The organism is Arthrobacter sp. SLBN-122 (genome assembly GCF_006715165.1).
Lineage (GTDB): Bacteria > Actinomycetota > Actinomycetes > Actinomycetales > Micrococcaceae > Arthrobacter.
This window is the reverse complement of sequence record NZ_VFMS01000001.1, coordinates 2,202,168-2,226,690: the sequence shown is the minus strand read 5'-3', so window position 1 is coordinate 2,226,690 and position 24,523 is coordinate 2,202,168. Positions and strand designations below refer to the sequence as shown.

Genomic DNA, 24,523 nt, shown 5'->3' with positions numbered 1-24,523 from the left:
GTGTTACCTTCGCTGCGGTTGTGGCTGCCCAGGGGCCTTTCGGGTACTGCGCTGCGACTCGAGGGCGGGGAATGTGATTGGCAAACGGCCAAAGTACAAGTTTATCGCAGGGCTGCAAACGGGACCGGCCCGGCTTAACGCGGGCGAAACCGGGCGTTCAAAGCAGTGAAATGCGGGCCGGTTAGCTTTGGCGCATGATGCATGGCGCCACTTTCACCGGCAACCTCTTCTTCGATCCCCTGGCCACCAACCTGGCAACGAACGTGCCCACCAATGCCGCGGCGGGCCTTGGCGCCCCAACCCAGGCGCCGGCGTCGGCCCTTCCTTCCGGCCCCTCACGGAAGCGTGGGGTGCAGACAGCGGATGAGCACAGGGCACTCAGGGCCGCATCGCTTTCGAAAGTCAGCAGGGATCTGGAACGGATGCTCAGGGACCTGAAGCGCTGACGCCCCGGGTCGGGGCAACATCCGGCAGGCGTTCACCTGCGCAGACTGGTCCACGAGTATGGCCAGCGGGTACTGGTTGGCATGTAGGGGCCGCGGGTAACGGCATGATGTGTTCATGCGCAGCATCGAGTTGGTCTTTGACGAGGCCACAGATTCACTCGTCAGGGCCGACTGGGCGCGGCTCGCAGCAGCGGGCCTCCCCAGCCTGGCCCCCCATACTTCCGCCAGCAACAGCCCCCACATCACGCTTGCCGCCGGCGCGGACCTGGTTGCCGCGCACGAAGGGCCCTGGGAAGCGTTGCCCATGGAGGTCACCTTCTCCGGGGCGATTGTCTTTCCCGCCGGTACCGGAAAATATGTCCTTGCCCGGTCGGTTCTGTTGACCGTACCCCTGCTGGACCTGCACCGCCTCCTGCACCAGGGCTTGTCAGGGGCGCTGGCGCAGACCTGTCCGGGGGCCTGGACGCCGCACGTCACCATCTCCCGGCGGATTCCCGGTCATCAACTCGGAACTGCGCTGGATCTGCTGGACCTGCGCCTCGAGGGCCGTTGCACAGGAGCGCGGCTGTGGGACAGCAGCACCAAAACCGTCACGCCCCTGGGACCGTCCGTCTGATCAACACCTCAGAGCCAGGCATCAAACGGGTCGAAAGTACGCGCCGGCTCAGCCGTTCAAAAGCCGCTTTTCGGGCCGGGCCGGACACCCCCTAATGGGGCACTTTGGGGCTTTACCGTGCGGAAGTTGGAATTCTTGCCCCTATCATTGAGCTTGCGGGAATCAGTGCACTTTTTGATCCTGCCGGCCAACTGCGGACGCCGGCATTCCTGCGGGTGGCGGTCCGCACCTTTGAAGGGAAACACCTATGGCGCGGAGCCCCGAAGAATCGCTGAGGGCCACTCTGGGCAGGGTTGCACCCGGAACGCCGCTCCGCGACGGCCTGGAACGGATCCTCCGCGGACGCACCGGCGCTCTGATCGTCCTGGGTTCCGACCGCACCATCGATTCCATCTGCTCCGGCGGATTCGATATCGGCATCGAATTCTCGCCCACCCGCCTGCGCGAACTGGCCAAGATGGACGGCGCCATCATCTGCGACAAGGACGCGGGCAACATCCTGCGCGCCGCCGTCCAGCTGGTCCCGGACTCAAGCATCGAGACGCAGGAGTCCGGCACCCGCCACCGCACGGCGGAGCGGGTGGCCAAGCAGACCGGGGTCCCCGTCATCTCCGTGAGCCAGTCCATGCAGATCATCGCCCTGTACGTGAACGGGTTGCGGCACGTCCTGGAGGGATCCGAGAACGTCCTGGCCCGCGCCAACCAGGCCCTTGCCACCCTGGAGCGCTACGTGGCCCGCCTGGACCAGGTCACCAGTTCGCTCTCGGCCCTGGAAATCGAGGCGATGGTGACCGTGCGCGACGTGGCGGTCACCCTGCAGCGCCAGGAAATGGTCCGCCGCATTTCGGAGGAAATCTCGCAGTACGTTTTGGAACTGGGCGACGACGGCCGGCTCCTCTCGCTCCAGCTGGACGAGCTCACCGTGGGCCGCGGCCCGGGCAGTGACGTGATCATCCGCGACTACGCCAGCCCCGATGCGTCCGCGGAGGACATCGAAAAGGCCGTCAATGAACTCGTCAGCCTGGGACCAACGGAACTGATCGACCTCGGCAAGATTTCGTCAATCGTGGGATTTGCGGGCGGCGAAGTAAACCTGGATGCCGTGGTGCAGCCCCGTGGCTACCGGCTGCTGTCCGGCCTGAAGGCAGTCCCCAAGGCCGTGGCAGACCGGCTGGTGGACCACTTCGGCGGCCTGCAGTTCCTGATGGCCGCCACCATCGACGACCTCATGACCGTTGACGGCATCGGTGACCAGCGCGCCCGGACGGTGCGTGAGGGGCTTAGCCGGATGGCCGAGGCAAGCCTCCTGGACCGTTTCCTCTAAACCGGATTCAAACCCTCCCCGCGTACCCCATAGGCTTCCCCCATATCAAGCAACCCCCGCCCCTCCCCCTCATCGATTGCTGAGCAGATGTCGTTTTCAGCCCCGAAAACGGCAGTTACTCAGCGATGGATGGCGGTTGGGGGTCAGTTCAGCTGGAAGACAGCCTTGGGGCTGGCACGTGAACCCAGCTTGGCGGTGAAGATGTAGTACGCGCCACCGCCGCCAGGCGCTGCAGCCACCGCCTTGCAGCCCTCGGCACTGCGGTTCCGGTTCCACGGGAAGTTCGCGGTTTCGCTGGCGCCGGGCGCAATCACCTTCACCAGGTCCTCGCTGGACGCCTGGCAGTCCTTTGAAGAGAAGATCCGGTCGGAGCCGCTGGTCACCAGGAATTCCATTTGCGAGGTTCCGATGTTGACTTCACAGGGAACGCTGCCGCCATTGGTCACCTTCAGTGTCAGCATCGGGTTTTCTCCCGGCCCGTAAGCGGGCTTGTCAGTGGACGCTGAAACAGTCACCTGGTTCTGGTTGCAGGAAGGGGTTGCAGAGGCAGTGGGCGACGGCGCAGCGGACGCGGGTGCCGACGCTGAGGCGGAAGGGGTGGCGGCAGCAGACGGAGTTGCGGAGGCGGACGGGGCGGCTGTGCCCCCTGGAGAAGGCTGCGTGGAGGACGCCTGCTGCGAACCCCCCTTGAAGGCACCGGCAAGGGCGAAACCGCTGACCACAAGCGCAAGTACCAGCAGCAGCGCAGCGCCGACAACCAGGCGACGGCGGCGGTACACAGCAGGGCTGGGCTTCCGGACGCTGCTGGAACCGGATGCCGTGCCGCGTGCTGGTGAATCGCCTTGCCTGCCCATCCTCCTAGGCTAGGGAACGACGCCGGTTCTGCACTGCCACCACGCCGCCGCCGCCCGGATCGCACTGGTCACACCGCAGTGGCCACACCCGGTTTTCAGCGCGCCTGAACCCATCAACTAAGGTATGTGGCATCGACACTCAAACCTCCACCGCCGCCGCGGTCACTCCCCCGGGCCCTGCAGACCTTGAGATGCTCCACCACCGGATCAACTCCTGGTTCGCCGGAATCGCCCGCGACCTGCCCTGGCGCGAACCCCACTGCTCCCCCTGGGGCGTGCTGGTCAGCGAAATCATGCTGCAGCAAACCCCGGTGGTCCGGGTCCTCCCCGTCTGGCACGAATGGCTCAAGCGCTGGCCCACACCGGCCGGCCTGGCGGGCGAACCGGCAGGCGAAGCGGTCCGTTCGTGGGGACGGCTCGGGTACCCCCGTCGGGCCCTCCGGCTGCATGCCGCAGCCACCGCCATTGTCCAGGACCACGCCGGCAAGGTCCCGGATACCTACACGGAGCTGCTGGCCTTGCCCGGGGTGGGCAGCTACACGGCCGCGGCGGTGGCCGCCTTCGCGTACGGCCGGCGCGAAACTGTGGTGGACACCAACATCCGGCGGGTGCACGCCCGCCTGGTCTCCGGCGTCGCGCTTCCCGCCCCCACGCTGACCGCGGCGGAGATGCGGCTGGCCGCCGCCCTGTTGCCGGACGACGACGAAACCTCCGTGCGCTGGAACGCTGCGGTCATGGAACTGGGGGCGCTGGTGTGCACGGCACGGGCCCCCAAGTGCGCTGCCTGCCCGGTGCAGGGCTCCTGCGCCTGGCTCGCTGCGGGTGAGCCCCCGCCGTCGTACGTTCCCAAGGGCCAGGCGTGGCACGGCACAGACCGCCAGGTCCGCGGCGCCGTGCTGGCCGTGCTGCGGCTGGCCGAAACCCCCGTGCCGCCGGACATGTTCCAGCGCGAGCCCGCCGATCTTGGTTATGCACCCGAAGGAATCGGCGTGCCCCTTGCGGCGCTGCACCGGCTCAACACCGCCCCTGAGCAGCTTGAGCGGGCACTGGCGGGGCTGCTGGCGGACGGCCTGGCGGAGATGCACGACGGCGGCTACCGGCTCCCCGCCTGACCCGCCTCTGGCACGGGCACGGGCACATGCCGGGAGTGGCATACTTCTTGGTGACCGGAACCGGGGGAAGCCATGAAAATCATCTTGTACATCGTGTGGGCCTTGTTCGTTGCCGCCGTGATTCTTTCGCTGGTCCGTGCAGTCCGCAGGACCAGGCGCCGGGAACGGATGATGGCGGCCTGGCCCAAGGTCCAGGCGACCGTCACCGGGAGCACCACCGGCTGGACCAGCGGCGTTGGCGGCTCCAACCGGAACCTCCGCCACTACCCCACCTACCAGTTCACCGATCCGCAGGGCACCCTTTTCATGGGGAAATCCGAGATCTCCGGGGTGGAACAGCCGGTGCCGGGGTCGCTGATCGAGGTGTCATACAACCCGCAGAACCCCAATGAATCCCTCCAGGTTTCCTCAGAGCCGCGCACCGCCGCCGGCTGCCTGATTGCGTTTTTCGCGGTCTTTGCCCTGGCACTGTTCTGGTTCATCAGTATCTTCCCGATGGGTTAGGGCGGGGCATAACAATGCTGCCTCCAATTGGCGCCCGCCGGCCCGCTGCGCGCCCACCCGACGTAGCCTGAAGGCATGCACAAGCCCGGGCGGCTCCTGGTGTTATCGACGGCGGCGCTCCTGTCCGCCTTTGTATCCGCCTGCGATTCCCCCGGGAGCGCCTGCCCGGCTATCGCGCAGGCCACCGCTGTCTCCGTGACCGTTAACGCCGGTTATGCGCCGAAGGTGGAGTCGCTGCACGTACGGGCCTGCCAGGACGGCACCTGCAAGGAGGCCGACGTCGAGCTCCGCCTGGGCAGTACTTCGGTGGATTCGGGGTGCAACCCGGAAGGCGCCTGTTCGGCCACTGCCTCGCCGGACGGCACCAAAGTTGGCGTGCTGATGCTGGACGCCCTGAGCGAATCACCTCTGGCCGTGACCGTTTCCTCCACCGCCCCGGACGGAACTGCTCTCCCGGTTCGCAGCCTGGAATTCCGGCCGCAGGCGGCGTACCCCTTCGGTGAGCAGTGCGGGAGGGTCCTGTCAGCGTCGGTGATTTTGGACGACGCCGGGCTGCACCAACAAGCCCGGCCTTGACATTGGGAGTGGGCTAGAACAGCGCCGGCTGGGTGAAGGTTTCGCCCCCGGTGGTTCCGGGTTCCTCATCGCCGCCCACGGGTTCAGCGCTCCAGTTGAAGCCGAGTTCGGCCAGCAGTTCGTCTACGGAGATTTGGCCGTCCAGCACTTCGATTTCCTGGGAGTTCTCTGCAAGCGGCCGTTCCATGGCATCGAGCTTATTCGCAGGAGTGCGCCACGAGGCTTAGGGCTCGCCGAAGCCCGCCTGCACCAGCCCGCCGACGTACTCCACTGCACGTTCCGCATCCGCGCCCCAGGCTTCCACGTGCAGCACAGTGCCCTTGCCCGCGCCGAGGGTCATCAGCCCCGTCATGGACGCGCCGTCCACCCCATTGATGGTGACCTCGGCATCAAGGGACGCCAGTCCTCCTGCCACTTTCGCGGCAGGACGGGCGTGCATCCCGGCCTGGTTAACCAGCTCGAAATCGCCGGTGCAATCGGGTGAGGCGCTGCTGACAGGTCCCGCGTCCCTTCCTTCCGTGCGCCCGGGTTCCGGCTGGCGGGGCGGGCCAGCCGCCGCCTCGGCCGCCTCCCGGACCGCCTGGACATCAGCTCCGCCCTGCGCGGCCACGGCAGCCGCCACCAGGCCTTCCACCAGGGGGGCATCGGCGAGAAGTACGCCGGCGGGATTCGCCAGGAACTCCAGCGCCGATTCGGCCGTCATCACCGCCGACCCGAGGTCCGTCAGGACCACGGTGCCGTTCCCGCCGGGCTTCGCGGCAGCCTGGTCTGTGCCGGCCTGGTCCCCGCCCGTCTGTCCGCCGGCCCGTTCAAGGGCGGCAAGGACCTTCTCCAGGCTCGTGCCGATCCTGCCGTCGTCGGTGCCGCCGGCGGCCAGGATCATCACGTCGGGCGCCATTTGCGCGGCAAGCTCCACGGCGCCGTCGGCAATTTTTTCGCTGTGGGAGACCACCACGATGCTTACGGTCACGCAGCTGCCCCAACGGCAGCGCGCAGGATCAAGGCACTGGAGACAGCTCCGGGATCCCGGTGACCGGCACTTCGTTCGCCAAGATAGCTGGCCCGGCCTTTCCGTGCGATGAGCGGATCGGTGGCCACCGCCCCGGCTTCGGCAGCCTCCGCGGCTGCCACCAGGACACTCAGGACGTCCGTGCCGTCCCCGTCCGCAGCGGCTCGCGCAGCATCCACCGCCGGCGTCCACGCATCCACCATCGTCTTGTCGCCCGGCTCCGCCTTCCCTCGCGCCACGATCCCGTCCCTGGCCGCGGCCAGGGCACCGGCCCAGGCTCCCGGATCGATCTCAGCGGCATCACCCAGGGCAGTGGCGGCGCGAAGGAACGCCGTGCCGTAAAGGGGCCCGGCGGCACCCCCTACTTTGGACATCAGCGTCATGGCGGTCATCTTCAGGGCCGCGCCGGGGGTCTCCGGCGTGGCTTCACCGAGCTTCGCCAGGACGGCCTGGAAGCCGCGGTCCATGTTTTCGCCGTGGTCCGAGTCCCCGATGGCACGGTCCAGTTCGATCAGCTCGACACGGTGTTCAGCCATGGCCTGTGCGCAAAGGGTCAGCCATTTTACGGCCCAGTTGACGTCCAGGACCACAGTCACACGCCCCAGCGCAGCGCGGCGGTGTGGACCGGTGCGTCCCACAGCTCGGTGAGCTCGTCGTCGAGCCGGAGGACCGATATGGAGCACCCCTGCATCTCCAGCGCCGTGATGTAGTTGCCCACCAGCGACCGCTCCACTGCGGCACCTGCGTCGGCGAGCACCTGCACGGCCCGCCGGTACACGATGTACAGCTCGCTCAACGGGGTGCCGCCCATGCCGTTGACGAACAGCAGCACCTTGTCCCCGGAGCTGATCTTCAAATCCGCCAGGACCGGTTCCAGCAGGCGGTTGGTGATGCCGTCCGCGCTCTCCATCGGAATGCGGTGCCTGCCCGGCTCGCCATGGATCCCAATGCCGATCTCGATTTCATCCTCGGCCAGGTCGAAACTCGGCGTGCCAGCGTGCGGAACGGTGCAGGCGGACAGGGCCACGCCCATGGTCCTGACATTGGCGTTGACCCGTTCGCCGATGGCAGCGACCGAGTCCAGGTCGTCACCGCGCTCCGCCGCTGCCCCCGCGATCTTCTCCACCAGCACAGTGCCGCCCACCCCGCGGCGGCCGGCCGTGTAGAGGGAGTCCTCCACCGCGACGTCGTCATTGACCAGCACGGTGCGGACGCTCACGCCCTCTGCCTCGGCCAGTTCCGCTGCTGTCTCGAAGTTCAGGACGTCGCCGGTGTAGTTCTTGACGATATGGACGACGCCGGCACCTGAGTTGACTGCCAGGGTGGCGGGAAGGATCTGGTCCGGCGTCGGTGAGGTGAACACCGCCCCCGGCACCGCGGCGTCGAGCATTCCCTGCCCGACGTAGCCGGCATGCAGCGGCTCGTGGCCGCTGCCGCCACCGGAAACCAGCCCCACCTTGCCTGCCACCGGCGCGTCCTTGCGCGTGATGTAGATGGGGTCTTCACTGACCGCGACCAGTCCGGCGTGGGCCAGGCCAAAGCCCTGGACAGCTTCCTGGACAACGGATTTTGGATCATTGATGAGTTTCTTCACGGCGTTGCTCCTGGCTGTGCTCCTGAAGGATGTGTTTTTCGACCCTACTACCGTCATCGCAGGTGGCGGTAGATTCCTTCTGCCCCGGTTTGCCGGCCGCTCCCCTGGCCCGCCGCCCCCGGACGCAGCAAAGGGACAGCCCCCAATGACTGTCCCTTTCCTGAGGCCCCCCACATATCGGCCGTCAACAGTTTATCCATCAAATCGAGTAAAACAAGATGGGAGTGCGCAGAGCAGCTGCGCAGGGACTTAGAGGGTGCGGATCATCCGGGTGTTGCCCAGGGTGTTGGGCTTGACGCGTGCGAGGTCCAGGAATTCGGCCACGCCTTCGTCATGGGAGCGCAGCAGCTCCGAGTACACTTCCGGGTCCACCGCCGACTGGTCCGCCATCACCTCGAAGCCGTGGCGCTTGAAGAAGTCCACCTCGAACGTGAGGCAGAAGACCCTGGCAACCCCAAGGGCACGGGCCTCCTCCAGCAGGCTTTCCACCAGGACGTGCCCCACCCCCTTGCCGCGCCATTCACCGGAAGATGCAAGGGTGCGGATTTCCGCGAGGTCCTCCCACATCACGTGGAGGGCGCCGCAGCCGATCATCTCGCCGTCGCTGGACTCGGCAATACGGAACTCCTGCAGGCTTTCGTAGTACGCCACCGTCTCCTTTGCCATCAGGATGCGCTCCTCTGCCAGGGGCGCTACCAGTTTCTTGATGGCGGGGACGTCGCTGGTGCGTGCTGGGCGGATGTGGAAGGAGTCGGTCACACAGCCATCCTACGAGGCACAACGGCTGCTGCTGGTTACGGACGGGGTTGGGGCGTTCCGGTACCGGCGTCATTTGCCTCGGCCGACGGCGCGAAGCCAGCCAGCTACAGTCCGAGTTCAGCGGGTAGTTCAATGTCCTTGCCCAGGACATTCTTTGCCAGGAACCACTCCACCACCCGGTACCAGACCTTGGCGTGCTGCGGTTGGAGGACCCAGTGGTTTTCGTCCGGGAAGTACAGGAACCGGTGGGGCGTCTGCCCATCCTGGTCCGCCGCGAGCCGGGACTTGGACAGCAGTTCGTACCAGAGCCGCAGGCCCTCGCCAATGGGCACCCTGTAGTCCTTGTCGCCGTGGATTACCAGCATGGGCGTGCTGATGTTCTCCGCATGAAGGTGTGGCGAGTTCTCAAGCGCCATCTCCGCGGTCATTTCCTTCAGCCAGTACTGGGAGGCGTCCGTGGTGGGCCCGAACTGGTCAAGGGCCCACAGGCTGGCATGGGTGACCACCGCCTTGAACCGGTCCGTGTTGCCTGCCACCCAGTTGGCCATATAGCCGCCAAAGGAACCGCCCATCGCCGCAGTCCGGGACTCGTCGATGTCCGCCCGCTCCACGGCCGCATCAGTTACGGCCATCAAATCGGTGAACGGCGCTTTCCCCCACGAGCCCCAGCCCCGCTGAATGTACGACTGGCCGTAGCCGGTGGACAAGGCAGGATCCGGCAGCAGCACCGCGTATCCCCTGGCCGTCAGAAGCCACGGGTTCCAGCGCCACGTCCAGGCGTTCCAGGATCCCAGCGGACCGCCGTGGATCCACAGGAGCAGCGGGGCCGGGTTATCCGCGGAGGCACCCTCCGGCAGCGCCAGGTAGGCGGGCACCCGGGACCCGTCGGCCGCGGTTGCGGCGATGCGTTCCAGGCGCCCCGGGCAGTCCGGGCGTTCAGCCGGAGCAGGCAGGCGCGTGGTTTCCCCCGTGGACAGGTCGATCCGTACAGCTTCGGCAGGAAATTCATAGGAGCTGCGCAGGGCATACGCGTGTCGCCCCTCAGGTGAAATAACGACGTCGGCGTAGGCCGCAGCGTCCTGCGTCACCCGGGTGACGCCCACCTCAGCGGCAGCCGACGGAACGCTGACCCGGAAGACCGGCGACGCGCCGTCGTCGTCCGCTGTGACGAGGATGGCGGAGCCGTCCGGGAACCACCCTGCGGGCTTGGGCCAGCGGTCCCAGTCGTGGGCCAGTGGCTGCAGGCCCGCGGCTTCGCCGGCGGCAGCGCCGGAGACGTCCAGCAGGTGCATTTTGATTTCGGGGGCCTGCTGCGGGGTGGAGTCGCTTTCGCTGACCACCACCAGGCTGCGGCCGTCCGGACTGACGGGGCCCGGGAAGTAACTCATTCCCTCCTGGTCCACCAGCACTTTCATGCCGCCGGATGCAACATCCACCGCCACCAGGATGGAGCGGCTGTCCGCTTTGGCCAATGGCTTGGTGTAGCTGCTGTAGATCGTCTTGCCGTCAGGACTGACCACCGCCTCCGCTTCCCGCAGCCGCGGCCCGGCATCAGGTGTCAGGTTGCGCAGGAGCAAAGGAGCGGTGGCATCAACGGTTCCCGGCTTGTCCGGCCCCTTGTCCTCCCCCTCCTCCACCGCAAAGATCCGCGGCTGGCCCGGGCCCAGGTCCGCGTCCCAGTAGCGGACCGGGTATTCGCTGTGCAGGATGGTCGAGACCTTCCTGTCCTTGCGCGCCTTGCGCCGCTCGGCGTCGTCCTCCTCGTCTGCTGACCCTGCAAGTACCTCGGCCGTCACAAACGCGGCATCGGCGTCCCTGGCCGTAAACACTTTGCTGACGCCGCCGGGCCGGCTGAGGACCACGCGGGCTTCCCCGCCGTCGGCCGGAAGCAGCCACAGTGCGTTCACCGGCTCTTCGTCGGGGCTGTCGGGGTCCGGACGCGCGGATGTGAAGTAGACGTCGCCGTTGGCGGCGAACGCTGCGCCGGCCTCGCCCTTGGCGCTGCGGGTAATGCGCCGTGCGTGCTTCTGCCCGGCCGGGTCAAGCTCCCACAGCGCGGTGGCAAACTCGGTGCCCTTGCCGTTCAGGGTGCTGACAGTAGTGACCAGCCGAGAACCGTCAGGGCTCAGGGCCAGGCCGCTTACCCGCGGGATGGACAGGTAGTGGTCGAGGTCGTGGAATGGGGTCTGTGGTTGCTCATCCGGGATCGCCGGTTCCAAGTTAGACATGCCCCCGATTCAACACGGTTTGTGCTGCCCGTCACAACCACTTCACTACCGGCGGAACGATGGCGGCGCAGCTGTCGCTTCGTGGGCCGAGGGGTGCGGGGCCGGGTTGGTGCCGTCGGCCGAGCCATTTGCCGGCGCCTGCTCGTTCCTCGCTTTGACGGCGCCTACACAAATGCCTGACCGCCGCCACCCGCGCGGGGCTCGCTTCGCGTGAAGCGGAGGGGCCGGGGTCATTTGTGTAGCTTGCGTCAAAGCGACGGAGGAGCAGCAAGCGGCAAATGGCTCCGGTGCCGCAGCGGGGTGACCGTGGGCGCGGATGCCAACGCTTTGACGGGACGGAGGGCAAAGCGAAAGCCCCGCCGCTCCTTGCGGAGGGGCGGGGCTTTGGCTGTGGAGACTAGACGCTCGGGGCGATTTCCGGGATGCGCGGCTTGGCGTTGCCGGCGAAAGTGAACTTCGCGTCGTCGCCTTCGCCTTCGACATCCACTACGACGATGTCGCCGGGGTGGATCTCGCCGAAGAGGATCTTCTCGGAGAGCTGGTCCTCGATCTCGCGCTGGATGGTGCGGCGCAGCGGCCGGGCACCCATAGCGGGATCGTAGCCGCGGGTTGCCAGGAGCACCTTGGCGGCCTTGGTGAGCTCGATGCCCATGTCCTTGTCCTTGAGGCGCTTCTCCAGGCGGGTGACGAACAGGTCCACGATCTCGATGATCTCGTCCTGCGTCAGCTGCGGGAACACCACGACGTCGTCAACACGGTTCAGGAACTCCGGGCGGAAGTGCTGCTTGAGCTCCTCGGTGACACGGGCACGCATGCGGTTGTAGCCGGTCTGCGTGTCGGTGCCGGACTGGAAGCCGGTGGCAACGCTCTTGGAGATGTCCCGGGTACCCAGGTTGGTAGTCATGATGATGACGGTGTTCTTGAAGTCCACCACGCGGCCCTGGGAGTCGGTCAGGCGGCCGTCTTCCAGGATCTGCAGCAGCGAGTTGAAGAGGTCCGCGTGGGCCTTTTCCACTTCGTCGAACAGCACCACGGAGAACGGACGCCGGCGGACCTTCTCGGTCAGCTGGCCACCCTCTTCGTAGCCAACATAGCCCGGAGGGGCACCGAAGAGCCGCGAGACGGTGTGCTTCTCGGAGTACTCGGACATGTCCAGCGTGATGAGGGCGTCCTCTTCACCGAACAGGAACTCCGCGAGTGCCTTGGCGAGCTCGGTCTTGCCGACGCCGGTGGGGCCGGCGAAGATGAACGAGCCACCGGGGCGCTTGGGGTCCTTGAGCCCTGCACGGGTGCGGCGGATGGCCTGCGAGAGTGCCTTGATGGCCTCGTCCTGGCCCACCACGCGCTTGTGCAGTTCGTCCTCCATCTTAAGCAGCCGCGAGGATTCTTCCTCGGTCAGCTTGAAGACGGGGATGCCGGTGGAGTTGGCCAGCACCTCGGCGATGAGATCCTCATCCACCTCAGAGATGTCGTCCATGCCGCCGGACTTCCAGTGGCGTTCCTTCTCCGCGCGCTCGGAAATCATCTTCTGTTCCTTGTCGCGGAGCGAAGCGGCGCCTTCGAAGTCCTGCGCGTCGATGGCGGATTCCTTCTCCATCTTCAGCTTGGCGATGCGCTCGTCCATGGCCTTGAGCTCCGGCGGAGCGGTCATGCGGCGGATGCGCAGCCGGGCACCGGCTTCGTCGATCAGGTCGATCGCCTTGTCCGGCAGGAAGCGGTCCGAGATGTAGCGCTCGGCCAGGCTTGCAGCGGAGGCCAGGGCGCCGTCGGTGATGGTGACGCGGTGGTGTGCCTCGTACCGGTCGCGCAGGCCCTTGAGGATCTCGATGGCGTGTGCCACCGAGGGTTCCTTGACCTGGATCGGCTGGAAGCGGCGCTCCAGGGCGGCGTCCTTCTCAATGTGCTTGCGGTACTCGTCCAGTGTGGTGGCACCAATGGTCTGCAGCTCGCCGCGGGCCAGCATGGGCTTCAGGATCGAGGCTGCGTCGATGGCGCCCTCGGCGGCACCGGCACCCACAAGCGTGTGGATCTCATCGATGAACAGGATGATGTCGCCACGGGTGCGGATCTCCTTGAGGACCTTCTTCAGGCGCTCTTCGAAGTCACCGCGGTAGCGGGAGCCTGCCACGAGGGAACCGAGGTCCAGTGTGTACAGCTGCTTGTCGCGGATGGTCTCCGGGACGTCGCCGCGCACGATTGCCTGGGCCAGGCCTTCGACGACGGCGGTCTTGCCGACGCCGGGCTCACCGATGAGGACGGGGTTGTTCTTGGTGCGGCGGGAAAGGACCTGCATGACGCGTTCCATTTCCTGCTCGCGTCCGATGACCGGGTCCAGCTTGTTCTCGCGCGCAGCCTGGGTCAGGTTGCGGCCGAACTGGTCCAGGACCACGGAACCGGCGGGTGCGCCTTCGGGCTGTCCGCCGCCAACGCCTGCGCCGGTGGTTTCCTTGCCCTGGTAGCCGGAGAGGAGCTGGATGACCTGCTGGCGGACCCGGTTGAGGTCCGCGCCGAGCTTGACCAGAACCTGGGCGGCAACGCCCTCACCCTCGCGGATGAGGCCGAGCAGGATGTGCTCCGTGCCGATGTAGTTGTGGCCCAGCTGCAGGGCTTCGCGCAGCGAGAGCTCCAGCACCTTCTTGGCGCGTGGGGTGAAGGGGATGTGGCCGGAGGGGGCCTGCTGGCCCTGCCCGATGATCTCCTGCACCTGCTCGCGAACGCCGTCGAGCGAAATGCTCAAGGACTCAAGAGCTTTGGCGGCAACGCCCTCACCCTCATGGATCAGACCCAAGAGGATGTGTTCGGTACCGATGTAATTGTGGTTCAGCATGCGTGCCTCTTCTTGGGCAAGCACAACTACGCGACGGGCACGGTCCGTAAATCGCTCAAACATTTCGCCACACTCCTAGCTACGACGTACTTTGATGCTACGTGGCCGCTCCTGAGTTGTGGAGCGTGTTCGCCACAGGGGAAACCCGTGCCCTTGCGGGAATCAGGACAGCGGTGGGTTGCGGCACCGTGAACAGGGCCCGGATGAAAGCAGCCTTCGGCTGGAACCGGCATCCCCGGCTGTCCACTGCCGCGAAATATCGACGGCGCTGTGCGCTTAGAGCACCTCCTTATTTTGGCCAATTGGGCCGCCCGGCCTGCCGCTCCATAGCAGGCTTATGCCGGGAATTGAAAAACCCCGCCCCGCCTGGCGGCGGTAAGCGGGGTTTCCGTGAAGCTAAAGGCAGTCCTAGGAATTTGCCTTTTGGTAGGCCTCCTGGATTTCGGCCTGAATTCGGCCCCGACTGTTAACGGTGTAGCCGTTATCCCGGGCCCATTGCCGGATTTGTGCCGAATCGTGGCTGCGGCCTCCCGTTGGAGCCTTCGCCCTCTGGGTGCTGCGGCCACCGGATGCCTTGCGTGCAGCGTTAATGAACCTCTCCAGTGAAGACCGAAGTTCAGCGGCATTGCCTGCCGACAGGTCAATCTCGTAGTTGACCCCATCGAGGCCGAACTTAACATTCTCGTCTGCGGATCCCCCATCCAGATCATCAACGAGGATGATGTTTACTTTCTGTGCCATTAAAGGTCTTCCTCTTGGGTTTTCAGAAAAGCAGGATGTTTCCCAAAAAAATTATGACTCTTATCTTGGCAACGCGTCAAAGCGCCTATTGGTTCCTTGGGGATAAATCCGGAAAGAAGGGGGTTTTATCTATTTGGATTCCGGGCCGGGACGGTCCGCTGGCTGCGCCGGGAGGGAATCGGCTTCGGCCTGCGCGCGGGCCTCCGCCTGCCGCTCGGCCTTGTCCGCGTTAAAAATTGCCTTCATGGCGAACCAGAACAGCAGGCCCACCACCAACGAGGGAAGAATAACTGCCACGTATTCCATGATCAGTGCCCTTCGGGCTTCAGCAGGGGGAACAGGATGGTCTCGCGGATGCCGGCGCCCGTGAAGAGCATGACCAGCCGGTCGATGCCCAGGCCGATGCCGCCCATGGGCGGGGCACCGTATTCAAGGGCGCGCAGGAAGTCCTCGTCGAGCTGCATGGCCTCCACGTCACCGGCGGCCGCGTGCAGGGACTGCTCGGTAAGCCGTTCGCGCTGGATGACGGGGTCGATCAGCTCGGAGAAGGCGGTGCCGCGTTCCATGCCGCCGATAATCAGATCCCAGGCCTCGATCAGCCGGCCGTCCTCGCGGTGCGGGCGGGCCAGCGGCTGGGCAGACGGCGGGTAGTCGTAGACGAAGGTGGGGTTCAGCAGGGTTGGTTCGACAATCTCGCCGAACAGCTCAACAGCCAGCTTCTCGGCGTCCCATTTGGGGTCCACCTTGACGTCGTGCTTTTCCGCGATCCCGCGAAGCACCTCAGCGGGCGTGTCCGGCGTGATTTCCTGCCCAACGGCGTCGGAAAGTCCGGGGTAGACGGCCAGCCATGCCCACTCGCCGTCGAGGTTGATCTCGCCGGCCTCGGTCTGCAGGACACGGCCGGCACCCACGGCGTCGGCGGCGTCGAGGATGATTTCCTTTATCCGCTCGGCCATGACGAACTGGTCCGCCCAGGCCTCGTAGCACTCAAGGGTGGTGAATTCGGGGCTGTGGGTGGAGTCCACGCCCTCGTTGCGGAACACGCGCCCCATGTCGTACACGCGGTCGATCCCGCCCACCACGGCGCGCTTGAGGTACAGCTCGGTGGCGATGCGCAGGGTCATCTTCTGGTCGAAGGCGTTCATGTGGGTCTCGAACGGGCGGGCAAGTGCACCGCCGTGGACCAGGTTCAGGATGGGGGTTTCCACTTCCACGTAGCGGTGCCGGAACAGCGTTTCGCGGATGGAGCGGGTGATGGCGGCGCGGGTGTAGACCATTTCGCGGGCCTCGTCACGGACCATCAGGTCAACGTAGCGCTGGCGGACGCGGGTTTCCTCGTTCAGGTCCGCGTGCAGGACCGGCAGCGGGCGCAGTGCCTTGGAGGCCATGGACCAGGAATCTGCCATGATGGACAGCTCTCCGCGGCGGGAGGAGATGACCTCGCCCTTGATGAACACGTGGTCACCGAGGTCAACCAGTGCCTTCCAGTCGGCGAGCGCTTCCTCACCGACGTTGGCCAGGCTCAGCATGGCCTGCAGGCGGGTGGCCTTCCCGTCGGTGCCGCCTTCCTGCAGCGTGGCGAAGCAGAGCTTGCCGGTATTGCGGATAAAGACGACGCGGCCGGTAACGCCCACGGTGTCGCCGGTGGTATCGTCCGCCTCGAGGTGGGCGTACTTTTCCCGGATCTCGGCGAGCGAGTGCGTCCGCTCCACACCCACCGGGTACGCCTCAGCGCCGCGCTCCAGGAGTTTGGCGCGCTTTTCCATCCGGATCCGCATCTGCTCGCTGGCATCGACGGGCTCAGGGGCGTTCTTGGGCGAGGGGGTGTTTTGGGAAGTCACAATCCACAAGTTTACCGGGCATTGGGTACCCGGGCTCCCAGTTGCCGCGCAGGTGTGCACCCTAGGATGGGCTGGTGAAAGAACGCGTACTTCCAACGCACGACGGCGGCAGGCTGGCTTTGTACAGTTACGGCACCGAAGAGGCGCCCGGCGACCGGCGGGTGCTGCTGATTGGCGGCGCGTTCCTGACGGCGTTGATCTACCGCCCGTTCTCGATTGCCCTGGCGAAGGGCCTGGGGGACGGCTGGGCGGTAGACGTCTATGACCGGCGGGGCCGGGGAAACTCGTCCGAACAACCGGCGGACTACTCCATGGCCACCGAAATCGAGGATGTCCGGACGGTCCTGCGCGCCACCGGCGCCCGGAACATTTTGGGCCACAGCCTTGGCGGAGCGGTGGCCCTGAATGCGGTGCAGGAGTTCACCGGAACCGCCTTTGTCCCGGACAAGCTGGCGGTGTATGACGCGGCGGTGAACATCGACGGCAGCATCGACACCGCCTGGCTGGACGGATTCGAGGATGCCGTGAACCAGGGCAGGGTGGGCCATGCGCTGGCGCACATGAAGAAGGCCACCAGCCCGGGCTCAACCATGGCCAGGATCCCCGAACCCGTCCTGGCCGGCCTGATGGCCGTGTTGTCCAGGACCAGGATCAACAAAATGTTCCGCCAGGTCATGCCCAGCGGGGTGGGCGAACTGCGCGCGGCCTACGACGAGAAGGACCATGCCCGGGACTTCAGCGTGCTGCCTGCAAACACCCATTTCATGGCCGGCGGCAAGAGTCCTGCCTACTACAAGGAAACAGCCCAGCGGCTGCACCAGGCAGTTCCGGGCAGCACCTACCTGCTCTCCCCCAAGTGCTTCCACGGCTCCATCCCGGCAGCGGTAAAGGAACTGGTGGCGGACATCGCGGCGTACTTCACGGAAGAACGTCAGGACGGGGAGTCCCGCCCGGATGCAGCTGACGCTATCCGCGCTCCCCGCGGCTGAACCCCGCCAGGGCGGCCTCCCCCAAGTCCCGCCACACCGTCCGGGGCTTCGGCTCCACGCTCCGGTCCGCCAGCCAGTCACCCCAGGCGGTGATGTCCTCACCGCCCGCGGCGGCAACGGCATCACAGGCGAACCCGACGGCGGTGGAGCCGTCTGACATCCGCACGGATCCCAGCAGCATGGGTTCGGGGAGGGAGGCCAGGAACGTCCCCAGGGCCGCCGGCGACAGCAGCCACTTCTCCCCCACCAGTTCCGCGCCGTCCTCGGACCGGTACACCCCTGGCTTGGGCGGCACGGTGTCCAGCGCCACCATGCGGTAGCGGGCCGCGGTCCGGACCGGGCCAACCCAGGCGGCGCCGAGGACTTCGAGCTGCGGCGCCAGCGGCTGGCCCTTTCGGTGCGCACCCACCACCACCAGCGGCACGGCCGTTGCACCGGCTGCCAGCGGCCATGGCACGGACGACGACGGTTGGGCACCGTTGCCGTCAACCTCAGCTGCCGCCCCGGGAGCGAAAAGGGCGGGAGCTTCCGGGGTGACCTCCAGGCGGCGGGCGATATCCGCCGCCACGGCATCATCGAAGGTCCTGCCCACCACCGTCAGCCCGAACTGGGCGCCGTCCACTTCGCCGGCCGGCACTGCCACGGCGCAGAGATCGAACAGGTTGCAGAAGTTGGTGTAGGTGCCCATCAGCGAATTCACCCCCACCGGATCCGCAGCCACCTCGGCCAGGGTGGGGTGGAACGGCGTGGTGGGGATCAGCAGGGCGTCGAACCCTTCGAGCTGCGCCATCGCCTTTTGCTTCAGTGCTTCCAGCTTGGCGGTGTCGTTGACGTACCGGTGCGCGGGCACTGTCCCGGCCGCGCGGATGATGCGTTCCACGGTGGGGTCGATGCCCGCCTGGCCAGCCGTGCCGGCGTCGTACTCTTCGAGGAAGCTGCCCACGGCGGCGTAGCGCTCGGCTACCAGCCCACCGTCGTACAGCAGCCGGGCGGCTTCGAGGAAGGCACCGAATTCAATGGCTTCCACCTCCACACCCAGGGACTGAAGCCGGTCCACGTTGCGGTGGAATTCGGCGGCCCAAGCATCAGGCAACGCGGGCAGGCTGACCGGATAGGCCACCCGGGGCCGTTCCGGTGCAGCCAAACGGATGTCCGCCGGCCACTCCCGGGAGTTGCCTGCCATGACGCCCATGGCGAGCTCGGCGGTGGACAGGTGCCGGGCAAAGATGGTGACCGCGTCCCAGGACCTGCAGGCGGGAACCACCCCGGCTGTGGAGACGACGTTCAGGGTTGCCTTGATGCCCACGATGCCCTGCAGCCCGGCCGGAACACGGCCGGAGCCTGCCGTGTCCGTACCGATCGCGATGTCCACCAGCCCCAGCGCCACGGCCACCGCGGAGCCGGAACTGGATCCGCCGGAGATGTACTCGGGCCGGCGCGAGTCGCGGACGGCGCCGTAGGGGCTGCGCGTCCCCACCAGTCCGGTGGCGAACTGGTCCAGGTTGCTGGCACCCAGGACCAGGGCGCCGGCGGCGCGGAGCCGGGCCACCGCTTCGGCATCCTTGTCCGGTGTGTAGGCAAAGCCCGGGCACGCGGCCGTGGTGGGGATGCCTGCCACGTCAACGTTGTTCTTGACGGCCAGCAGCAGCCCGGCCAGCGGAAGGTCCGCGCCGGCCCCCAGGGCGGCATCGATGGACGCCGCCTCGGCCAGGAGGTCTTCCCCGCTGCGGAGCGTGATCCAGATTTCCGGCCGGTCCACTGTTTCCAGTGCCGCGAGCGCCGCCTTTACGCGCCCGGTTGCCTTGCCACTGCTTGCCGCGCTCATACTGCTGCCTCTTCCAGTTCCAGCTCTTCCAGCCCTGCAGGTCCGGCTGCGCCAAGCACCACCACTGCCTCGCCCGCCACTACCTGGCCCCCGGCCGCCGGCAGGACGCGGAGCACCACGCCGTCGCAGGGAGCTTCCAGGACCGTTTCCATCTTCATTGCCTCCAGCGATACCAGCGGCTGGCCTTTCACCACCCGGTCCCCGGCCGCCACGTCCACCTTCCAGACGCTCGCCGCGAAGGGCGCCGAAACGAGCGAGCCGCCCTCAGGGACCTCCACGTCATCCACTACGGGAGTGACGACGGCGGCCAGCGCGTCCGCGCGGTCGAACTCGCCGGCGTCGGCCCATGCCTGCCGCTCGACGGCGAAGGCGGCTCCCTGCTTTTCCCGGAATGCCTCGATGGACCCGCTGTTCTCCGCCAGGAACTTTTCGTGCTCGGCAAGCGAGAAGGTGCCTTCCTCGATCTCGACGCCCCGGCCACGCCCGGCAGCCATGTCGGCGCGCAGGTCCAGGAGTTCCTCCGGGCTGACCGGGTACCAGGAGATCCGGTCGAAGAAGCGCAGCAGCCAGGGTGAACCGGGCTCGAACGGGGCCGAGTCCGCGTAGCGCGACCACACCTGGGTGGTGCGGCCCACGAACTGGTAGCCACCGGGACCTTCCATGCCGTAGATGCACATGTAGGCGCCGCCGATTCCCACGGCGTTCTCCGGTGTCCAGGTGCGGGCCGGGTTGTACTTGGTGGTGACCAGGCGGTGGCGGGGGTCCAGCGGGGTGGCCACCGGCGCGCCCAGGTAGACATCCCCCAGCCCCAGCACCAGGTATTCGGCGTTAAAGACGGTGTCGAAGACGTCGTTGACCGAGTCCAGGCCGTTGATCCGGCGGATGAACTCGATGTTCCAGGGGCACCAGGGGGCATCATCACGGACACCGGCCATGTAGCGTTCGATCGCCTCGCGGGTGGCGGGATCGTCCCAGGACAGCGGCAGCCGGACGGTGCGGCTGGGAACCACCAGTTCGGAACTGGCGGGCAGCGCGGCCTCGACTTCCTGGACCAGGTCGAGCAGCCTGGTGGTGGACAGGACCGATGGGTCCACCTTGATCTGCAGCGACCGGATTCCCGGGGTGAGGTCAACGACGCCTGGCACGCGGAGCTGCTCGATGTGCTGGTGCAGGGCGTGCACCCGGGCGCGCAGACCAAGGTCCAGCACCATCTCGCCGTATTCCACCAGCAGGTTGTCGTCGCCGGAGCGGCGGTAGGTGACCGCGGGCCGGCCGGAACCTTCCGGCACCCGGCCCAGCACGCCGTCGTCGCCATCGCCGCGGAAGCCGCGGTTGGTCGCCGTGGCTGCCACAGACGGGCTTGACGACCAATCAGCGTCGCTCGGGAGGACCAGCTGGCGGCCGGGTCCCAGGTCCTTGGCCGACGGCGCCTGGCCGGCTTTGATGGGCACGAACCGGACCTTGTCCCCGGGGCGCAGCTGGCCGAGCTTCCAGCGTTCGGCCGTCACCACGGTGACGGGGCAAACGAAGCCGCCCAGGCTGGGTCCGTCCGGGCCGAGCAGGATGGGGGTGTCGCCGGTGAAGTCCAGGGCACCCACCGAGTAGGCGGTGTCGTGGATGTTGGAGGGGTGCAGGCCTGCTTCGCCGCCGTCGGTCCGTGCCCAGCGCGGTTTGGGGCCGATGAGGCGCACGCCGGTGCGGGCGGAGTTGAAGTGGACCTCGTACTCTGCGCTGTACAGCTCCTCGATATCCTCGCGCTGGAAGAACTCCGGGGCGCCGTGCGGGCCCTCGGCCACAGCCAGCTCCCAAGTTGTGGTGAGGGCGGGACGGCTGTCGAGGGGGACGGCTGCCGTGGGTACTTCCTGCCCTGCGGCCTGCCGGACAGCGCGCAGCACGTCCCCCGCACGCAGCACCCGGCCGGCGTGGCCGCCGAACTGGCCCAAGGTGAAGGTGGAGGCGCTGCCCAGGTACTTGGGAATGTCCAGGCCGCCCTGGAACAGGATGTAGCCGCGCAGGCCCTTGCCGGAAGCCGTGCCCACGTCGAGCCTTCCCCCTGCCGGGACAGTCACTGGGGTCCAGGCGGGCACCTCTGTTCCGTCAACCGTCACCGTGACTTTCGCGCCGGTGACGCAAACCGTGGTGGCGTGCGTGAAAATCAGGCTGGGTCCGGTCATGGTGAACTCGAGCCCCGGCGCGCCTTCGGGGTTGCCAAGGGCGGTGTTGCCAAGCCGGAAGGAGAGGTCGTCCATGGGGCCGCTCGGCGGGACACCGATCTGCCAGAGGCCGGTGCGGCCCGGCCAGTCCTGCACACTGGTCTGCAGGCCGGGGCGGCCCACCGTGATGCGCGGCTCCGGGTCCCCCACATTGTCCAGGGTGCTGGTGGAGTGCTGGACCGCGCGGACCACGTCCATGCCGCTCACGGCGCGGAACAGCCCCAAGTTGGTCTCGATCCCGTCGATCCGGGTGTTTTCCAGGGCTGCGGCGAGCCGGTCGAAGGCGTCGGTGCGGCTTGTGCCGGAGGTGATGACCTTGCCCAGGAGCGGATCGTAGTTGGTGGAGACGTCAGTGCCGGTTTCCACCCAGGCGTCCACGCGGGCTTCTGCTGCCGTGGGGTAGGCGGCGTTGGTGACGGTTCCGGCGCTGGGCTGGAACCCGCGCGCAGGGTCTTCGGCGTAGACGCGGGCTTCCACGGCGTGCCCGGCCACCGGCAATGCGTCCGGAACGTCTGCCAGGACTGCCCGGGCTTCGCTGCCGCCCTGAGCCAGGCGGAGCATCCATTCCACCAGGTCCACGCCGGTCACGGCCTCGGTGACCGGGTGCTCCACCTGGAGCCGGGCGTTGACTTCCAGGAAGGAGGCCTCCTTGCGGGCGGAGTCATAGACGAACTCCACGGTGCCGGCGGAGCGGTAGTTAAGGGACGCGCAGAGGGCGCGCGAGCTGCGGTGCAGTTCCTCCCGCAGCTCTGCCGGCAGGTCCGGGGCGGGTGCTTCCTCGAGGACTTTCTGGTGGCGGCGCTGCAGGGAGCAATCCCGGTCGCCCAGGCTGACCACCCGGCCTTCGCCGTCGCCGAAGATCTGTACCTCCACGTGCCGCGCGTTCTCCACGTAACGCTCGGCGAAAACCCCTGCGGTGCCGAAGCTGGCACCGGCCAGGCGCGCCACCCGGGGGAAGCTTTCCACCAGTTCGGCCTCGAAGCGGCAGACCGTCATGCCGATTCCGCCGCCCCCGCCGGTGGCCTTGAGCATCAGCGGGAAGCCGATCGTGGCGGAGGCCGCGACGGCGGCGTCCACGTCCTCAAGCAGCCCGGAACCGGAGATCATGGGCACCCCGGCCGCCCGGGCGGCGTCGCGCGCTGTGTGCTTGGTGCCGAAGATGCGCAACTGCTCGGCAGTGGGGCCCACGAACACCAGTCCGGCTGCCTCCACAGCCTCGGCGAAGGCTGCGTCCTCGGATAGGAAACCGTAGCCGGGGTGGATGGCGCCCGCGCCGGTTTCCTTGGCGGCGGCAAGGATTGCGTCCACCCGGAGGTAGGACTCCTTGGCCGGCGCGGGCCCCAGCAGCACGGCTTCGTCGGCGAGCCGAACGTGCTTGGCGCCGCGGTCCGCCTCCGAGAAGACGGCGACGGTCCGGAGCCCCAGCTTGCGGGCGGATTCGATGATGCGGCAGGCGATCTCACCGCGGTTGGCGATCAGGAGGGTGTCGAAAAGGTTTGGGGTGTTCACAGTGCAGCCTCCGGCCGGGTGACGATCATGCGGACGGGTGTGGGATTGAAGCCGTTGCACGGGTTGTTGATCTGCGGGCAGTTGGAGACGAGCACCAGGGTGTCTACCTCGGCCTTCAGTGCCACGCGTTTTCCGGGGGCGGACAGGCCGTCCACGATGCCCAGGGCGCCGTCCGGGTCCACGGGGACGTTCATGAACCAGTTGATGTTGGACACCAGGTCCCGCTTGCCCAGGCCCCAGCGGGAACCCTCGATCAGGAAGTTCTCCACGCAGGCGTGCTGTTCGCGGGTGTGCTGGCCGTAGCGGAGGGTATTGGATTCCTGGGAGCAGGCGCCGCCGATGGTGTCGTGCACGCCCACTTCGTCCGCCACGACGGTCATCAGCGGCGCGCCGCTGTCTGCCCGGAGGACCGAACCGGTGGTGAGGACGATTGACTGCTGTGCGGCGATGGTGGCCGCCGCCGAGTAGCGGACGGCGGTGTCGGCCGCGGCGTAGAGCAGGCAGTCCACCGCCTGGTTGCCTTCCAGGTCCACGATGGTCAGCACGTCGCCGGCTGCCACCACTGCGGACCAGGGGCCGCGGGCTTCAACGAATTCGTCAAGGACCACGGCGCCGGAAGCGAGGGCAGTGTCGGCTGCGTCAGGGGTTGACCTGGTATCGATTGCAGTGTTCATCGGGCGTTCCTAGCGGCGAGGTCGTGTTCGGTGTTGCGGAGGGCCTGCAGGTGTTCCGGGGCCAATGGTCCGGCCACGCTGCCGGCTTCCAGTGCGGCGAGGTCCTGCGGCGCGTGCCAGGCGAGGATGTCGACGGCCGTCCCGGTGAAGTCAGCGCGCGGGTCCAGCGGGTGGGCGGTGTTGGCCAGGACCAGTACCGCGTCCATCTGGAGCAGGAGTTCGACGGCGGCACCCGGTCCGGCGCTGCCGGTGAAGGTGATGCTCCCGGCCGGGTTCACGGTGATGCCCTTGAAGAAGGAGAGCGACGGCGCCACGTCCCGGGTGCCCAGGCCGTTCTTGAGGGCGGCCAGGGTGAGCAGTTCGCGTGCCGCCGGTGCGGCGCTGTGGACGGTTCCGGCGCCGTACTTTGTGGTGTTGCCGGCGAGGGTGGTGGCGCCGGTCAGTGCGTCGTGCCGGGAGGACGTATCGGCGACGATGGTTGCCATCAGGCGCCCGGCGTCGGACAGCAGCGGGTGGCCCGCGCCGGGGTATGCCTGCCAGGGGACCTTGACGGTGTCGGCCACGTTGAGGCGTTCGTGACTGGCGCCGGCGCGGTACAGGAGGGTGTGCACGCAGGCGTCGCCGGCGGTGTCCGTGAGCCGGATCCGGGTGCCGCGGGCCAGGGACATGGTGGTGTAGCGGCCAAAGGCGAGGGATTCGGCCCATGTGGGGGACGCGCCGTCGGGCATTCCGGCCAGAAGGTGGGCCGGTGCGGAAGCTGCCGGCACGTGGCGCATGGTCTCCGCGGTTTTGCCGTGCTGTTCCCTGGCGTGGGCGCGGGCGCCGGCTGTGGTGGCGGTGCCCGTGATTGGCGTTTCGATGGTCTGTGTCATGTCAGTCCTG

22 protein-coding genes are annotated in these 24,523 nt (G+C 67.2%); 7 read left to right on the top strand and 15 right to left on the bottom strand.

Translation table 11 applies throughout. The features are described from left to right. Positions 1-194 precede the first annotated feature (194 nt). The 3 genes from FBY36_RS10395 to disA all read left to right on the top strand — a co-directional run bounded on the left by FBY36_RS10395 (position 195) and on the right by disA (position 2,386). On the top strand, positions 195-446 hold the full coding sequence (locus tag FBY36_RS10395; protein WP_142119149.1) for a hypothetical protein: 252 nt from the start codon (positions 195-197) through the stop codon (positions 444-446). Positions 447-561: 115 nt separating this feature from the next. After that, positions 562-1,062, top strand: coding sequence for a 2'-5' RNA ligase family protein (locus tag FBY36_RS10390; protein WP_142119147.1), 501 nt, complete (start codon positions 562-564; stop codon positions 1,060-1,062). 247 nt (positions 1,063-1,309) lie between these two features. Continuing rightward, positions 1,310-2,386, top strand: coding sequence for a DNA integrity scanning diadenylate cyclase DisA (gene disA, locus FBY36_RS10385; RefSeq protein ID WP_142119145.1), 1,077 nt, complete (start codon positions 1,310-1,312; stop codon positions 2,384-2,386). Positions 2,387-2,529: 143 nt separating this feature from the next. Here disA and FBY36_RS10380 read toward each other — a convergent pair whose 3' ends face one another. Continuing rightward, on the bottom strand, positions 2,530-3,240 hold the full coding sequence (locus FBY36_RS10380; protein WP_142119143.1) for a hypothetical protein: 711 nt from the start codon (positions 3,238-3,240) through the stop codon (positions 2,530-2,532). A 191-nt stretch (positions 3,241-3,431) separates the two neighbouring features. Between FBY36_RS10380 and FBY36_RS10375 the strand changes: the two genes are divergently transcribed. From FBY36_RS10375 to FBY36_RS10365, 3 genes are all read left to right on the top strand, one after another. After that, positions 3,432-4,352 (top strand): A/G-specific adenine glycosylase, encoded by a 921-nt coding sequence (locus FBY36_RS10375; RefSeq protein WP_142119141.1) that lies wholly within the window; start codon positions 3,432-3,434, stop codon positions 4,350-4,352. A gap of 72 nt (positions 4,353-4,424) precedes the next feature. After that, positions 4,425-4,856, top strand: a complete 432-nt coding sequence (locus FBY36_RS10370) for a DUF3592 domain-containing protein (RefSeq protein WP_142119139.1) — start codon at positions 4,425-4,427, stop codon at positions 4,854-4,856. Positions 4,857-4,931: 75 nt separating this feature from the next. Next, positions 4,932-5,432 carry a hypothetical protein gene (locus tag FBY36_RS10365; protein ID WP_142119137.1) on the top strand — a complete coding sequence of 167 codons (501 nt, stop codon included), beginning with the start codon at positions 4,932-4,934 and terminating at the stop codon, positions 5,430-5,432. A 13-nt stretch (positions 5,433-5,445) separates the two neighbouring features. Here FBY36_RS10365 and FBY36_RS20700 read toward each other — a convergent pair whose 3' ends face one another. From FBY36_RS20700 to lysS, 10 genes are all read right to left on the bottom strand, one after another. Continuing rightward, entirely contained in the window at positions 5,446-5,619 is a 174-nt protein-coding gene (locus FBY36_RS20700) for a hypothetical protein (RefSeq protein ID WP_200830479.1), read from the bottom strand. Between the two features lie 36 nt (positions 5,620-5,655). Then, the gene (dhaM, locus tag FBY36_RS10360) at positions 5,656-6,402 is read right to left on the bottom strand and encodes a dihydroxyacetone kinase phosphoryl donor subunit DhaM (RefSeq protein WP_142119135.1); all 747 of its coding nucleotides are present in this window, start codon (positions 6,400-6,402) and stop codon (positions 5,656-5,658) included. Beyond that, on the bottom strand, positions 6,399-7,031 hold the full coding sequence (gene dhaL / locus FBY36_RS10355; RefSeq protein ID WP_142122585.1) for a dihydroxyacetone kinase subunit DhaL: 633 nt from the start codon (positions 7,029-7,031) through the stop codon (positions 6,399-6,401). The genes dhaM and dhaL overlap by 4 nt, the downstream gene beginning before the upstream one ends. 2 nt (positions 7,032-7,033) lie before the next feature. Continuing rightward, complete coding sequence (gene dhaK, locus FBY36_RS10350) at positions 7,034-8,035, bottom strand: dihydroxyacetone kinase subunit DhaK (RefSeq protein ID WP_142119133.1); 1,002 nt, start codon at positions 8,033-8,035, stop codon at positions 7,034-7,036. Positions 8,036-8,284: 249 nt separating this feature from the next. Next, positions 8,285-8,794 (bottom strand): amino-acid N-acetyltransferase, encoded by a 510-nt coding sequence (locus FBY36_RS10345; protein WP_142029785.1) that lies wholly within the window; start codon positions 8,792-8,794, stop codon positions 8,285-8,287. A 104-nt stretch (positions 8,795-8,898) separates the two neighbouring features. Continuing rightward, positions 8,899-11,022 carry a S9 family peptidase gene (locus FBY36_RS10340; RefSeq protein WP_142119130.1) on the bottom strand — a complete coding sequence of 708 codons (2,124 nt, stop codon included), beginning with the start codon at positions 11,020-11,022 and terminating at the stop codon, positions 8,899-8,901. A gap of 397 nt (positions 11,023-11,419) precedes the next feature. Further along, on the bottom strand, positions 11,420-13,912 hold the full coding sequence (locus tag FBY36_RS10335; RefSeq protein WP_026266017.1) for an ATP-dependent Clp protease ATP-binding subunit: 2,493 nt from the start codon (positions 13,910-13,912) through the stop codon (positions 11,420-11,422). Positions 13,913-14,257: 345 nt separating this feature from the next. Next, positions 14,258-14,590 carry a histone-like nucleoid-structuring protein Lsr2 gene (locus tag FBY36_RS10330; protein ID WP_056337539.1) on the bottom strand — a complete coding sequence of 111 codons (333 nt, stop codon included), beginning with the start codon at positions 14,588-14,590 and terminating at the stop codon, positions 14,258-14,260. A 129-nt stretch (positions 14,591-14,719) separates the two neighbouring features. Further along, positions 14,720-14,887, bottom strand: a complete 168-nt coding sequence (locus FBY36_RS20695; protein WP_200830598.1) for a hypothetical protein — start codon at positions 14,885-14,887, stop codon at positions 14,720-14,722. An 11-nt stretch (positions 14,888-14,898) separates the two neighbouring features. Continuing rightward, on the bottom strand, positions 14,899-16,431 hold the full coding sequence (gene lysS / locus FBY36_RS10325) for a lysine--tRNA ligase (RefSeq protein WP_142119128.1): 1,533 nt from the start codon (positions 16,429-16,431) through the stop codon (positions 14,899-14,901). Between the two features lie 74 nt (positions 16,432-16,505). Between lysS and FBY36_RS10320 the strand changes: the two genes are divergently transcribed. Further along, complete coding sequence (locus FBY36_RS10320; RefSeq protein ID WP_142119126.1) at positions 16,506-17,420, top strand: alpha/beta fold hydrolase; 915 nt, start codon at positions 16,506-16,508, stop codon at positions 17,418-17,420. On the opposite strand, the gene atzF is transcribed toward FBY36_RS10320, so the two are convergent. The 4 genes from atzF to FBY36_RS10300 are packed head-to-tail and all read right to left on the bottom strand — an operon-like array spanning position 17,398 to position 24,513. Further along, positions 17,398-19,245, bottom strand: coding sequence for an allophanate hydrolase (gene atzF / locus FBY36_RS10315; RefSeq protein ID WP_142119124.1), 1,848 nt, complete (start codon positions 19,243-19,245; stop codon positions 17,398-17,400). The two genes, FBY36_RS10320 and atzF, sit on opposite strands and share 23 nt — an antisense overlap. Then, the gene (gene uca, locus FBY36_RS10310) at positions 19,242-22,967 is read right to left on the bottom strand and encodes an urea carboxylase (RefSeq protein ID WP_142119122.1); all 3,726 of its coding nucleotides are present in this window, start codon (positions 22,965-22,967) and stop codon (positions 19,242-19,244) included. The genes atzF and uca overlap by 4 nt, the downstream gene beginning before the upstream one ends. After that, entirely contained in the window at positions 22,964-23,641 is a 678-nt protein-coding gene (locus FBY36_RS10305) for an urea amidolyase associated protein UAAP2 (RefSeq protein ID WP_142119120.1), read from the bottom strand. Before FBY36_RS10305 ends, uca begins: the two co-directional genes overlap by 4 nt. Next, a complete protein-coding gene (locus FBY36_RS10300; RefSeq protein WP_142119118.1) occupies positions 23,638-24,513 on the bottom strand; it encodes an urea amidolyase associated protein UAAP1 in 876 nt (291 codons plus the stop codon). The genes FBY36_RS10305 and FBY36_RS10300 overlap by 4 nt, the downstream gene beginning before the upstream one ends. Positions 24,514-24,523 lie beyond the last annotated feature (10 nt).